We start from the raw sequence: 14,243 nt of genomic DNA on the forward strand, positions 1-14,243 counted from the left end.
CCATGCGGCTGGCCTGGTCGCGCAGGCCGCGGCGCCAGCGCGCGAAGCCGCCAAGCAGCAGGTTGTCCTCGACCGACATCTCGCCGAACAGCTCGCGCTTCTCCGGAACCAGCGCCACGCCGCGTGCGACCATGGCCTCCACGCTCGGGCGGTCGATGCGCTCGCCCGCGAGCGTGAGCACGCCGCGCGAGGGCAACAGACCCATGCTCGCGTTGAGCAGCGTGCTTTTGCCCGCGCCGTTGGGGCCGATGACGGTGACGATCTCGCCCTCGCCCACGCGCAGGTCCACGGCATGCACCGCCTCCACCGCGCCGTACGAGACGCTGAACTCGCTGAGCTCGAGCAGCGCCAGCCCGTTGCCCGCGCTCATGCCGCACCCCCGAGGTAGGCGTCGAGCACGCGCGGGTCGGCCTGCACCTGCGCGGGCGTGCCCTCGGCGATCACCGTGCCGAACTCGAGCACGGTCACCCGATCAGCCAGATTCATGACGAACTCCATATCGTGCTCCACCACCACGATGGCCAGACCCTCGCTGCGCAACTGCGCCAGCAGCGCGGCCAGCGCCTGCTTCTCCAGATGCCGCAGGCCCGCGGCCGGCTCGTCGAGCAACAGCACCGCGGGCTGGCTGGCCAGCGCGCGCGCAATCTCCACCACCCGCTGCTGGCCCAGCGCCAACGAGCCTGCGTTCTGCAGCGCATGCGCGCCCAAGCCGCAGCGCTCGATCTGACGGCGTGCCTCGGCCAGCAGCGCGGCCTCCTCGGCGCGGTCGAGGCGCAGCATGGCCGCCACCCAGCCGCGCCGCGCGCGCCGGTGCGCCCCCAGCGCCACGTTCTCCAGCACGCTGCGCGCGCCCAGCAACCGCACATGCTGGAAGGTGCGCGAAAGACCCAGTGCCGCGTAAGCCCGAGCAGGCTGACCGTTCATGCGCTCGCCCATCAAGCGAACCTCGCCGCTGGTCGGCGCGTCCACGCCCGAAATCATGTTGAAAAACGTGCTCTTTCCTGCGCCGTTCGGGCCGATGAGCGCATGCACCTCGCCGGCCTTGACGTCGAAGTTCACCGCGTTGTTGGCGACCAGCCCGCCAAAGCGCTTGGTCACGTCGGCGGCCTGCAGCACCACCGTGCCGCGCGCGGGGAGTTCGCGCGTGGGCAGCGCCGCTGCGGCGGCCGCAGCCGGGCGCGCAGCGGCGTCTGCACGCCGCCAGCGCGCCGTCCAGGCGGCGATGCGCGGCCACAAACCATCGGCAAAGCGCTGCAGCACCACCAGCATCAGCAGGCCGAAGACGATGATCTCGAAGTTGCCGCTGCTGCCCAACAGCCGGGGCAGGATGTCCTGCAATTGCTCCTTGAGCAGCGTGATGATGGCCGCGCCCAGCACCGCGCCCCAAAGATGGCCGACACCCCCCACCACGGCCATGAACAGGTACTCGATCCCGATGTGGATGTTGAACGGCGTCGGGTTGACGAAGCGCTGCATGTGCGCATACAGCCAGCCCGACACGCTCGCCAGCAGCGCCGCCAGGATGAACAGCTTGATGCGCTGGCGCGCCGTGTCCACGCCCATGGACTCGGCCATCACCCGAGCACCCTTGAGCGCACGGATGGCGCGGCCCTCCCGCGAATCGAGCAAGTTGTGCAGCCCCCACAGCGCCAGCAGCAGCACCGCCCAGATCACCGGCCCGAGCACGCGCGGCGAGGCGAGCGAAAAATCCCCCACGGTCAGCGCCGGCACGTTGGCCAGGCCGGTAAAGCCACCCAGCGCCTCCAGGTTGCCGAAGATGTAGTACAGGCTCAGGCCCCAGGCGATGGTGCCCAGCGGCAGGTAGTGACCCGACAGCCGCAGCGTGACCGTGCCCAGCAGCCAAGCCACGGTATAGGTCAGCAGCAGACCCAGCGGCAGCCCGATCCACGGCAACCAGGCCGCCGGCAGCACGCCGCCAAGCGTCTGCGCCACCCAGGGCGATGTGCTGAGCCAGGCCGTGGCATAGGCGCCCAGGCCGACGAAGGCGGCCTGCCCGAACGAGGTCATGCCGCCGACGCCAGTGAGCATGACCAAACCGACGGCCACCAGCGAATACAGGCCGATGTAGTTGAGCTCGGTGACGGTGAAATCCGGCAACCACGGCCAAGACACGGCCAGCGCGGCCACCGCCAGCAGGGTGAGGGTGCGCGCGCTCATTCTTCGTCCTCCTCCACCGTGTGGCTGCGCAGCGAGCGCCACCACAGCACCGGGATGATGAGGGTGAACACCAGCACCTCCTTGTATGCACTGGCCCAGAACGAGGAGAACGCCTCCAGCTGCCCCACCAGCAGGGCCCCGGCCAGCGCCAGCGGGTAGCTGGCGAGCCCGCCGACGATGGCGGCGACGAAACCCTTGAGGCCGATCAGGAAGCCGGTGTCGTAATAAATCGTGGTGATGGGCGCAATCATCAGCCCCGACACCGCGCCGATGAGCGCAGCCAGCGCGAAGCTCACGTCTCCGGCGAGTTCGGTCGGAATGCCCATCAGCCGCGCGCCCACCCGGTTCATGGCGGTCGCACGCAAGGCCTTGCCAATGATGGAGCGCTCGAAGAACCCGAACATGGCCAGCACCAGCACCGCCGTGAGCGCGATGACCACCAGCGACTGCCCCGTCACCGGCACGCCGAACCAGTCCATGCGCGCCTCGGAGAACGCCGGCGTGCGCGAGCCCTCGGCACCGAAGAACAGCAGCCCTAGCCCCACCAGCACCCCATGCAGCGCCACCGAGACGATGAGCAGCATCAGCACGGTCGCATGCGCCAGCGGCCGGTAGGCCAGCCGGTACAACAGCGGCCCCAGCGGCGTGATCAGCAGCAGCGTCACCAAGGCCTGCGCCCACACCGAAGTCGGCCGCCACAGCAGCACCGCGGCGCAGGCCAACGCGGGCAGGCCCACCGTCCAAACCAGGGTCGAACCCCAGTCCACCGGGGCGCCGCGCTGGTGCCGCCAGGCTTCCACCACCAGCGTGGCCACGGCCAGCGCCAGCAGCAGCCACAGCGTCGCCGGCGTGCGTGCCCCGCCCTGCAGCATGGCCATCGAGAGCGCAGCGAAGGTGACGAATTCACCCTGGCCGATGAAGATCACCCGCGTGACCGAGAACACCAGCACCAGCGCGAGCGCCATCAGCGCGTACACCGCGCCGTTGACGAGCCCATCCTGGCCCAGCATCAGGGCAATTTGTGCATCCATTGAAGAAGCTCTGAAGAGCCGCAGCAGGTGCGGCCGGAAGGTGAGAGTCGGGCGAGCTCAGGCCGACGACGGCGCACCGATGAGCCGGGGCTTGCGCCACCGGCGCTGGCCCGCCGCCACGCGACGTGTGGAGTCGCGGGCACGGCCAGGCTCAAGGCGGTCCGAGCCCCCGCCAGCCGCCCTGCCCGCCCACGCGCTCAGGGCTGGTACTTCCAGGTGCCGTTTTCGATCTTGACCATCACGCGCGCGCGCTGGTCCAGACCCAGGTGATCGGTCGGCGACATGTTGAAGATGCCGTGCGCGCCAGGCATTTCCTTCACGCCCTCGAGTGCGTCGCGCAGCGCGGCGCGGAACTCGAGCGTGCCCGGCTGCGCCTTCTTCAGCGCCACCGGAACCGCACTCGCCATCAGCAGGCCCGCATCCCAGGCATGAGCGCCGAAGGTGGACACGCTGCCCTTGCCGTGCGCGGCTTCATAGGCGGCGACGTAGGCCATGGCCGACTTCTTCACCGGGTTGGTGGCCGGCAACTGGTCGGCCACCAGCACGGGGCCGGCGGGCAGGAAGGTGCCCTCGCAGTCCTTGCCACACACGCGCAGGAAGTCGGCATTGGCCACGCCGTGCGTCTGGTACATCTTGCCGGCGTAGCCGCGCTCCTTGAGCGTCTTTTGCGGCAGCGCGGCGGGCGTGCCCGAGCCGGCCACCAGCACCGCATCGGGCTTGGCGGCGAGGATCTTGAGCACCTGACCGGTGACGGAGGTGTCGTTGCGGGCATAACGCTCGTTGGCGACGATTTTGAGCTTCTTCAGATCCGCGGCCTTGGCGAACTCGCGCGCCCAGCCCTCGCCATACGCGTCGGAAAAACCAATGAAGGCCACCGTCTGCACGCCGTGGTTGGCCATGTGCTCGGCAATGGCGAGCGACATCATGATGTCGTTCTGCGGCGTCTTGTAGACCCAGCGCTTCTTCGCATCCACCGGCTCGACAATGGCGGCCGAGGCGGCGAACGAGATCATCGGCGTCTTGGCCTCCGACACGGCGTCGATCATGGCCAGCGAGTTGGGCGTGATCGTCGAGCCCATGATGAGATCGACCTTGTTTTCCGCAATCAGCTTGCGCGTGTTCGACACCGCGGCCGTGGTGTCGGAGGCATCGTCGAGCACGATGTAGTTGATCTTCTGCCCGGCGATCATCTTGGGCATGAGCGCAATCGTGTTCTTCTCGGGGATGCCGAGCGAGGCCGCCGGCCCGGTGGCCGAGACGGTGACGCCGACGTTGATGTCGGCCAGCGCGACCAGCGAGGCCCCCGCGGCGAGCGCTGCGACGAGAACTTTCTTCAGCTTCATGGTGCTTGTCTCCAAGGGTGAGGGATCGGGCAGCGACCGCCATCGGCCGGCTTTGATTCATTAACCGACCGGTCGGTCTGCGAAACAAATTCTAGCCGTCACACAGCCCATCGCAGCCCATCGAGACTCAGGGTATTCCCGCGCCAAGCGCAGGCCTACCGCCCCGCTGCGCAGAGCCCCCGAGGTGCAGGCAAGGCTCCCGGCAGGGCCGCCCTAGAATCGCGGCACTCTGAAGGAAGTGCTCGCATGAACATTCTCGTCACCGGCGGCGCCGGATATATCGGCTCGCATACCTGCTTGCAATTGCTTGAAAAGGGCCACGACGTCGTCGTCTACGACAACTTCTCCAACAGCCACCCCGAAGCGCTGAAACGGGTCGAACGGCTGGCCGGTCGCACGCTGACGGTCGTCCGGGCAGACATCCGGGACGAGGCTGCGGTCGAGCACGCGCTGCGCACGCACGGCTGCACCGCGGTGATTCATTTTGCGGGCCTCAAGGCGGTCGGCGAGTCGGTGCAGAAACCCCTCGAGTACTACGACCACAACTTCATCGGCACGCATCGCCTTCTGCGCGCCATGCGCAGCTGCGGCGTGCACACGATCGTGTTCAGTTCGTCAGCCACCGTCTATGGCGAGCCGCAACGGTTGCCGCTCACCGAGGATCATCCGCTCTCGGCGACCAATCCCTACGGCCGCACCAAGCTGTTCATCGAGGAAATGCTGCGCGACCTGTACCGGGCCGAGCCGCATTGGCGCATCGCCATCCTGCGCTACTTCAACCCCGTCGGCGCCCACGAAAGCGGCCTGATCGGTGAGGACCCGCAAGGCACGCCGAACAACCTGATGCCCTACGTGGCCCAGGTCGCCATCGGCCGACGGGACCACCTCAATGTCTGGGGCAACGACTACCCGACCCCCGATGGAACCGGGGTGCGCGACTACATCCACGTGGTCGACCTGGCCCGAGGTCACCTCGCCGCGCTCGAGCGGCTCGACACGCCCAAGGTGCTGACCGTCAACCTCGGCACCGGCCGGGGCTACAGCGTGCTGGAAGTCGTGCGCGCCTTCGAACGCGCCAGCGGCCGCCCGGTGCCCTACGTCATCCAGCCGCGCCGCCCCGGCGACGTCGCCGCCTGTTACGCCGACCCCACGCAGGCGCGCGAACAACTGGGCTGGCAAGCCGAGCACGACCTCGACCGCATGTGCGCCGACGCCTGGCGCTGGCAGCAGCAAAACCCCGAGGGCTACGCGCCCTGAAGCATGAAGGTGCGGTATTCCAACTGGCGCAACAGCCGCTGCACCATCGCCAAACCGATGAGCAGGGTGATCAACAGCGCCAGCGCAAACCCATAGCCAAAAAACACTGGTCCCAAGCGAACCGAAGCCAGGCTGAGACCGAAATTCAACACGACCAGAATCGCCGTGAGCGCGACCACGGCCTTGCGACGATCGAGGTAGAAAAACACGTTGAGCACGGCCAGCAACAAGACCTGGAAGCTCGCAGCGGTGGCTTGCACCAGGAACAACGGAATGTAGAGCTCACTGATCCCGATCCAGCGGAACAGTGGCACCACGAAAGTCGTCAAGGCCAGCAGCGTGATCGCCTGGACCTTGATGATTTGATAGACCCCCTCGCGCACCGTCTCCTGCATTCGGTCGTGGTAGCGGGCAATGTCCGAGAGCGACCCGCCCGAACGCACCGCGGTATAGAACCGGTCATACCACTCGACGAAATCGGTTTCGAACTTCACGAGAAACACCCCCATGCCCGGAATGACGCAGAGGTAGGCCAGAAACACCGGCAAGTCGTAGATCGGCGAGGCCCGAAGCACGCCAATGACGGGTTCGGAGGTTTCGGGCGTGAACCAAAACACGAGCTTGTCGGCCCAAACCCCCAAGTTGTAGAGCGTCCCGCCCAGCAACAGGCTGCGGTACATCGCACGAGGCTCGAAGCAGGCCATCGAAATCGGCTGGCGCGGCGGAAAGTTGCGCAGCACGAGGGTCATCATGCCCACCCACATCAAGAACTGTCCGCCAAGAAAACCGGCCAGCAGCCCCTCGAGGTTCCAAGCGCGCCCCACCCAGGCAAAAACCACCGAAACGCCATAGCCCAGCGCATATAGCGCGACGATGGCTTTGTAATATTTCAAGCCCGAGAGAAACACCGTCACGACCCAGATGTCGCACAGCAAGGGCAAGCCCGCGACGATCAAGACTCGGTACAGGTTGGATTGCGCGGGAAAGAGGAGCCAAGCCACCACCCAGCCGATCGCGCCAGCAACGGCCGTCGTCACCAGCAAAACCCCCAGGAAGGCCGAGGCCACGGTGTCGTCCCGCTTGGCAAACAAGGCATCTGCGACCCACCGCGTAAAGCCCAGCTGGATACCGCCGGACAAAATCAAGGAGGACATGATCAGATAGGTCACCGTGACCTGGAATTGCGTGATGCGCGAATCGGGCAAAACCACGCCGAGCGACAGCCCGCCAATGACGATCAGACCCAGAATGGAAAAAACCCAGGGCCCGGAGCTGATGATCGACGCATAGCCATAGGCGCGCAACAAACCCAGATAGGTTTCGTTGCGCAGCAGCTTGCGAAGTTCGAACCCGATACCCGCCATCAGCCCCTCCCGATGTCAGACGCCAGCCCGGCCGGCGTGGGCTCGGGCAATGGACGGCCTTCGCGGATGACGCTGGCAATGTAACCTCGCGGCCGCTGTGCGCCCGCGCTGCGCGCCAAGGCGTCTTCGTAAATGGCCCGATATTTCCCAAACATCAGGGGTTGCGTGTAGTAGCGCTCCACGCGCGCAATCCCTGCATGCTGCGCCCGGCGGTAGCGCTCCGGGTCGGACAACAGCGCCACGCAGGCCTCACCCAGAGCCTGCGCATCGGCAATGCCGACGACCGCACCTGCTTCGCCCAACGCACGGTCTTCATCGCCCAAGCCCTCGATGAGTTGCCGACACGAACCCACATCGGTCGTCACCGCAGGCACACCCGCAGCAAAGCCCTCGAGCAACACCAGCGGCAGCGCCTCGCTGATCGACGACAGAACGACGACACCAACCTTCGGCAGCAGTTCGACGAGTTTCTGAAAGCCGAGAAATTGGAGCGTATCCCCCAGTTCGAGGCTGGCGGCCAGCTCGTGGCATTCGCGCGCATAGTCCGGGTTCTCGTCCTCGGGGCCGGCGATCCAGCCCTGCAAGCCCGGCATGCGGCTGCTGGCGACACGGACCGCGCGGATGAAAGTCTTGACGTCCTTGATCGGCACCACCCGTCCGATGAGGCACATCACCAGCGGTGGCTGCTCGGGCCGCTGCGAACGAGTGGCCGCAAACGGTGGCACGTTGATGCCATTGGGCACCAGGCAGGTCGTCACCGGATCGGCGCCATCGGCGATTTCACGCAAGCGGTTGGCTTCATAGAGCGCGACCACCGGGTCGGCGGCGTCGTAACACATGCGCCCGAGCGACTCGAACAAACGGATCCACAACTCCCGGAAGTAACCCGCATCGCCCGCGTTGCGCTCGAGGATGGGCTGGTTGTCGCTGATCCATTGGGCTGAAAACAGGTCGATCCGACGCTCCTTGGTGTAGATCCCGTGCTCGGACAAAACCAGCGGGCGACCGGTTCGGTGCGCCAGCACGGCACCGAGGTAGCCCGCATAGCCGGTGGAAATCGTGTGGTAGACCTTCGCGGGCGGCAGTTCGCGGGCCAGCGCTGCCAGCGTCCAGATCGGCGTGTGCATGGTCCGCACCGTCCAGAAGTAATCGACGAACGATGGGTCTGTGCAGCGTTCGAGATACTGTTCGGTGAGGTAACGCCACGACTCCTTGGAATGCAGGAAATCGTCGAGCGTGAGCTTGTGGTCCATCTCGCGCAGCGTGCGGTCGAGCACCTGCGCCCTCGCGGCACGGCCGCCATCGACGTCGCTGCCCTGGCCGCGCAGACGCTCATGAAGCTCACGCACCAGCACGCTGGTCTGTGGATCGCCACGCTGGGCACGGGGCGGGGGCAAAACCGAGTCGCTGAAGAGATAGTGGTGCGTCAGCCCCACCACGTTGCTGGGCATCTTGTAGCGCGGCTCTCCGTAGTCTTGCTCGCGTGAGCCCAAGAAGCAGCAGTGAAACTTCAGCTCGGGAAAGCCCCCGATGATCTGATGCACCCAGCTCGACACCCCTCCGGAGACATACGGATAGGTGCCCTCGAGCAGCAGCATCACGTCGATTTCGGGAGTATCGGACATCCTCAACCTTCCTCGGCGAACCAAAGCTGCATCATGGGCCGCAGGCGCGGAGCCACCTCTGCCATACGCAACTGCGAGAGGATGGCACGAACCGCCGTGAAGTGACGCGCCTTCCAGGCCAGTTCGGCCGCGTAGGGCACCCATACGGCGGGGCTGACATTCTCGTCGAGCCGCATCAAGGCGTCCTGCGCGGCGTCGAGATCGTCTCGAGCCATGGCCAAGCGAAGCTGCAGCATCAACAGCGTCGGATCGTTCGGCTGCACCCGCAGGCCGAACTGGGTATAGGTCCAAGCCTGGTCCAGCGCAAAGCGGCGCAAATCGCCCTGCGCCAGCCCCTGGTAGATGAACTCCATCTGCAACTCGGCAACGCGCTTGGCCGCTTGGGCCAGCGCTTCGGGGCGCGCGGTCGACCGCGCCTGCAAGGCTTCAAACTCCTGCTTGACCTTCTGTAGATCAGCCGTGACCCGCTGCTCCCAGGTACTCGTGATGCTGTAAGCCAGCAACCGAATCTCCTCATCCGGGTCCCCCAACAACTGGCGCAGCAGCGGCAGCGCGAGGCGCGCGGGCATATCCCGCAGCGCGAGCACCGCTCGGATGCGCTGCGAGGTCGAGCGCTTCGGATCGACCGCGATGCGCGCCACTTTACCGGGGGGCAGCGCATCGACTTCATGATCCATGCCTGGGCGTATGGCATAAATCTCGAGCTTTGGCGCGTCCTGCACCGCATCCTGCACCCGGGGTGCCTTGGGGCTAGCCAAAGCAATGCGGACCGCCACCACCAGCCCCGCCACCCCCAGCAAGGGAAACAGCAAGGCCAGCAGGAACACCAAAGAGAGTGCGTAGCGACGTGGCCGCCGCAGCGTCTTGGGCAAGGTCGTCCAGACGAGCCACGCGGCGACCACCGCGGCGGCCCCATGGGTCACCCAAAAGGCAAAGAAATAAGCGTCGCCCCGGGTGTTGAGCAACACCAGGGCCGCCGACTCGAGGCTCAGCGACAGGAAGGCAAGTTTGTAGAACTGGATCGGATCCATAGCGGTGCGTCGCTGCGCCTCAAAGCCGCTCCAGGTGCCGGCGCAGACTTGCAAAGTCCTCGGCACTGCGAACCGGATGGAAGTCGAGCGCGATCGCTTGCTTCGGCACGCCCCGCCGGCTGAGGATGCCCTCGAGCGCTTCGATCATCTCCCGGCGGTAGACGACCAGACCGGCGCCGCTGGTGATGGGCAAGAGCACCAACAAAACATCGTGGCCATGGGCCGTGGGCAGGATCCACTGGCTCGAGTCTGCCGGCTGCATGGCAGCGAACTCCTGCAGCACCTCGGTACTGAGACGCTCCTTGCCCACCCAGAGCGCGCAGTAGCTCGTCAGGCGCGAGCGCTGATACAGCGCTGCGAGTTCCGCCCATTCTTGCTGCAAGCTGATCGGCGCATGGGGCCACGCCGCGCGCACTTCGGCAACGCCCTGCTCCAGCTGGGCGAAATCCGCATACGAGGTACACAGAACCTGCATCCGACGCAGGTTGACTTCGTCGAACGCCATGAACGGCATGGTGTGCACGGCAAGCACCGCATCGACCTCGCCCGCTTGGTCACGGCGCAAAGCAGCCGCAAACACCCACTCGTTGAACCTCGGGTCGGTCAGGCGGGGCTCTGCGATGTGGGCCACCTCACCGGTTTCGAGCACATGGGCGATCAGGGGATGCGACGGATCGAGCGCCGGAAGCTGTTGGCCGAGTTGCGCCATCAAGCTCCAGTCCGATTCGCTTCGCCGATAGATACCGGCCTCGACGATCCGGCAGCTTTGACTGAGCAGTTGGAGAAACGCCGCCGGATCGGGCAAGGCGACGCCGCCCGACCTCGGCTCCCCGTCGTACTCGACGAGCCGGCGCCGCAGCGCGAGCAGCGCGTCGCGCAAGGTCATGGGCCGATCGGTCAGCTCCTGCTCGAGCTGCGCCAGCGATTCCCGAACGACAAACAAGCGGCGCTTCGTGCGCTCCAGCCGGGCCATCAGGTCTTGCTCCACCTCACGATGACGCTCGGCCTGATTGCGGTAGGCGGAGCCGAACTCGCCCAAAATCAAACTCACCAGGGCGCCGCCCAGGAAAAATTCACCCGGGAACTCCAGCGCTTGCGGTGCCGCCCAGACTGCCCACACCGTGAGGTAGAGCGCGACGCCAAAAAGCCCATAGCCCGCGCCGTAGCGCACGCCCGCGAGCCAGGGCCCAAACCATATCCACGGAAAACCCGAATTCAACCCCAAAGGGTCGGAGGGATCGATGCGCCAAGCCAGGGCCAGCGCCAACAGGGGCAGCGCCGCACTCTCGGCCATCGCAAGCCAGCGATCCCCGCGCTCGCTGGGACGCCAAACCCGCAAAAAACGCCAAAGCCGCAACCAGCCAGGCTCTTCCTGTACGTGCCGTCCTGCAACGACGCGCGCGCGCAGGCGCGCCAGCCAGACGCGAGGCGTCCACAGCCGGCGCAGCGCCGCGAAGCGTCGAGCGCGCTCGATCATTCCTTGGCCTGCGGCTTTGCCGGAGGCGCCGTCACCGTCATCCCGGAAAGCAGGTCCGCGATCTGCGCCTGCCCGACCGCTGCGAGGCCCTGATACCCCCAGCCGGTGCGCCCACCCGAAGCCGACCAGATCACCCGACCCGAGGGCAGCTCATGCAACTGCAGCATCACCCCGGCCGCGGGCTCGTTGTCGACGCCGGTCTTGTAGCGCCATTCGGTCACCGTCCCCGTGATGGCATAGCGGGCGTCTTGCTTGCGCGCCCAGTCGAGGGCTTGCTCCGGCGTGACGACCGGCGCGCCCTCGAGCGGGTTGTCCGGGAGCTTCTGCGGATAGACCACGAGGTCCTCCAAACCCTTCTGAAGCAGCAAAGACCCCACGATGGCCCCGACGCGGTCCTGCGCCTGCGGAACTTCGGTGGCATTGGCCAAAGGCAGCAGCGCCACCCGCGCCTTCGCGTCCAAATTCACCCGGCTGCCCGGAATGGCCTGCGTCACACAAGCTGCGAGGCTCCCAAGCGCCCCAGCGAGCAGCACCACCCGCGCGACCCCGCGCAGCCATCCAAAGGCATCATTTCTCGTCCACATACGCGACTCCTCTTCGATTCAAGCTTCCATCCACGCGCGACACCGACCATCCAACCGGCGGGCGCGACCGTTCACGCAGCGTCAGGGTCCATACCAGATCCGATATTGGATGTTCCACTGACGGCTTTGCCCGGCGGCATCCCGCCGCCGCTGGTACACGAGCGACAGGCGGTCTGCGCCGACCACCGGCCCTTGCACACCGAGCGTCCATTCCAAAGCCCCACCCTGACGCCGAGACTGTGTCCAGCCCGCATCCAAAAAAGGCAACCAGTGCCGACTGTAATGGTCGGCAGCCAACTGGTTGATCGTGAGGCCCACGCCCACGAAATCATCCCCCGCGGGCACGAAAAAGCGGGCATCAGGCCGGTTACCGTCGATATCGAGCCGCGCGTACGCCGCCTCGGGCACCCCGTTCGCTTGGGATCGTCGGCTCGTCACGGAGGCGCGCAGACCAATGTCGGGCTCGCCCTGGCGCAGCCACACCCCGGCTTGAACATCGGCCTGCTGCGCGTTGCCCAGCTGCGCGCCCAATCGGGTCGAGTAGCGCAGCGTATCGAGCCCGCCCTGCACCCACCAACGCCCGACGGTCTTGCTGACCCCGGCATGCACGCGGTCGGCCTTACCCGCAACCAGCAAAGCGGCCGAATCCTCGGTGACCTCGTTGCGGTGCCATTGGAAATCCCCCTGGATGCCCCAGGGCAGTTTGCCTTGGATTTCGAGCGACAGCGGATTCGTCGCACCGACGGCCTCGTTGCGTCCCACCGAAAGCTTGGCGCGCAAACCCTCGCCCGCGTACTGCAGGGCGACTCGGGCTTCCCGCGCCTGAGTCGGCAGCCCGGTCAACGCTTGCGCATTGGTCGACTGCAGCCGCCAACGCCCAAGATCCAGCGTGAGTTTGAGCTGCGGTGTCAGCGTGACGCTCTGCGACAGCACGGGGCCCTCTCGCCGCACGACGTCGTTGAGGCGATGCTCGAATCGCAGCCCCGTTTGGTGGGCGATGTCGATCCGGCGCTGGGTTTCATCCCGCATGAGCGCCTCGATGGCGTCGCTGTTCTGCCCGCGATCGGCGGTCTCCTCGAGCACCTCGGCCGCCTGCGCCCGCGCATCCATGTTCCGCCCCGCCACGCGGAACGCTTCCACCCGGTCGATCGGCGTCAGCGCCCTCAGAGCGCCCGCGTCGATGAGTTCGTCGACGCGCTGACGATCGTTCTCGGCAAGCGCCATTTGCAACTCGATCGACTGTCGATCGGCCTGAGTCAGCACCGCCTTCGCCAACCAGGCACGCGCCGCATCCTTGGTGTCGAGGCGAACCAGCCAGGTGGCGATGGCCGCATCGAGCTGGGCGCGCGCCTGCTCGGGCAATCGCTCGGTGCAGGAGACGGGCTGCCCGGTACAGCGCAGCTTCTCACGCAGCGCAGCGATGAGCCGCTGTTGCTGCGACGCGGACACCCGATCGTGCGGCTCCTTGGCCAGGCGCAAAGCAGCCAGCAGTTGCTCGAAGCTCGGCGCGTTGCCGCCGCCCGCAGCGCCACCCGTGCGCGCCGCCTGTTGCAGCAGCGTCCAGGCCCGATCGTAGGCCGCGCGTGCCCGCACGCCGTCGTTCGCACGCGTGAGCAAGTCGCCATAGTTGATGAGCCACAGCGCGTCACCACGCTTTCTCGGGTACAGCCGTGCCGACAGCGCCAGGGCCCGCGGCAGATCATTGAGTGCTTGGTAGGCAACCGCAAGCAAATCCTGGCCCTCGGTCGAGGTCAACAACATTCGTGCGGCCGACCGCACCTGCTGACGCAACTCGTCGAGACGCTGGAGATCGAGCAACAACCACATCAAGGCCACGCGATAGTCGCGACTGGCCGGATCCAGACGCACCGCCTGCTGCAGATCACCGAGGGCCGCATTCGAACGCTTGAGCGCCAACCACACCTGCGCCCTGGCCGCGTGCACGGCGGCATCGCGCTCGAGCTGCCCGGCGAGTGAGGCCGTCGCGCGCTGCCAGGCTTCGAGCCCCGCCAAACTGGGCTGCTTGACCAGCGCCGCCAGCCACTGCATCGCCAACGCGGCGCTCGGGGCCTCCGACCAAACCTGTTCGATCAGGGCGAGGGCCGCCGCCGGGCCTTCGGTTTCCGCCACCCCCGCGACGAAACGCTGAAACTGGTAGGGCTTGAGTCCGCGGCGCAGCGCGGGCGCGGCCCACAGTTCCCGGTAGGCGCCCACCGCCTGCGGCACCCGACCGAGGTCCCACGCAAGGTCGCCACGCAAGCCGCCGTGGGCGATGCGCTGGGCCTCTGTGCCTGGAGCGGTGCGGGTGCGCTCGAGCACCTCGAGGGCTTCCTCGTAAGCACCGGTCTGAATC

General features: G+C 66.6%; 11 protein-coding genes. 1 reads left to right on the top strand and 10 read right to left on the bottom strand.

Annotated features, from left to right (window positions below; genetic code table 11):
- From JHC36_RS10775 to JHC36_RS10790, 4 genes are all read right to left on the bottom strand, one after another.
- Positions 1 to 370, bottom strand: a 370-nt coding sequence (locus JHC36_RS10775; protein ID WP_287918967.1) for an ATP-binding cassette domain-containing protein, incomplete at its 3' end; no start/stop codon positions are given.
- A complete protein-coding gene (locus JHC36_RS10780; protein ID WP_287918970.1) occupies positions 367 to 2,178 on the bottom strand; it encodes a branched-chain amino acid ABC transporter ATP-binding protein/permease in 1,812 nt (603 codons plus the stop codon). The genes JHC36_RS10780 and JHC36_RS10775, both read right to left, overlap by 4 nt.
- A complete protein-coding gene (locus JHC36_RS10785) occupies positions 2,175 to 3,209 on the bottom strand; it encodes a branched-chain amino acid ABC transporter permease (protein WP_124219917.1) in 1,035 nt (344 codons plus the stop codon). Before JHC36_RS10785 ends, JHC36_RS10780 begins: the two co-directional genes overlap by 4 nt.
- A 197-nt stretch (positions 3,210 to 3,406) precedes the next feature.
- Positions 3,407 to 4,552: an ABC transporter substrate-binding protein gene (locus tag JHC36_RS10790; protein ID WP_287918974.1), complete on the bottom strand. Its 1,146-nt coding sequence runs from the start codon at positions 4,550 to 4,552 to the stop codon at positions 3,407 to 3,409.
- Positions 4,553 to 4,798: 246 nt separating this feature from the next.
- On the opposite strand from JHC36_RS10790, the gene galE reads away from it, so the two are divergent.
- Positions 4,799 to 5,809, top strand: a complete 1,011-nt coding sequence (galE, locus tag JHC36_RS10795; RefSeq protein WP_287918976.1) for a UDP-glucose 4-epimerase GalE — start codon at positions 4,799 to 4,801, stop codon at positions 5,807 to 5,809.
- On the opposite strand, the gene pelG is transcribed toward galE, so the two are convergent.
- From pelG to JHC36_RS10825, 6 genes are all read right to left on the bottom strand, one after another.
- Entirely contained in the window at positions 5,797 to 7,173 is a 1,377-nt protein-coding gene (gene pelG / locus JHC36_RS10800) for an exopolysaccharide Pel transporter PelG (RefSeq protein ID WP_124219927.1), read from the bottom strand. The genes galE and pelG overlap by 13 nt on opposite strands.
- Complete coding sequence (gene pelF / locus JHC36_RS10805; protein ID WP_287918979.1) at positions 7,173 to 8,798, bottom strand: GT4 family glycosyltransferase PelF; 1,626 nt, start codon at positions 8,796 to 8,798, stop codon at positions 7,173 to 7,175. Before pelF ends, pelG begins: the two co-directional genes overlap by 1 nt.
- A gap of 2 nt (positions 8,799 to 8,800) precedes the next feature.
- Positions 8,801 to 9,829 (bottom strand): hypothetical protein, encoded by a 1,029-nt coding sequence (locus JHC36_RS10810; protein ID WP_287918982.1) that lies wholly within the window; start codon positions 9,827 to 9,829, stop codon positions 8,801 to 8,803.
- Between the two features lie 19 nt (positions 9,830 to 9,848).
- Positions 9,849 to 11,306, bottom strand: coding sequence for a hypothetical protein (locus tag JHC36_RS10815; RefSeq protein ID WP_287918984.1), 1,458 nt, complete (start codon positions 11,304 to 11,306; stop codon positions 9,849 to 9,851).
- The gene (locus JHC36_RS10820; protein WP_287918985.1) at positions 11,303 to 11,890 is read right to left on the bottom strand and encodes a penicillin-binding protein activator LpoB; all 588 of its coding nucleotides are present in this window, start codon (positions 11,888 to 11,890) and stop codon (positions 11,303 to 11,305) included. The genes JHC36_RS10815 and JHC36_RS10820 overlap by 4 nt, the downstream gene beginning before the upstream one ends.
- Before the next feature lie 81 nt (positions 11,891 to 11,971).
- Positions 11,972 to 14,243: tetratricopeptide repeat protein (locus JHC36_RS10825; RefSeq protein WP_287918987.1), on the bottom strand; the 2,272-nt coding region annotated here is incomplete at its 5' end.

This window comes from Tibeticola sp. (genome assembly GCF_022759015.1).
GTDB classification, from domain to species: Bacteria; Pseudomonadota; Gammaproteobacteria; order Burkholderiales; family Burkholderiaceae_C; genus Tibeticola; species Tibeticola sediminis.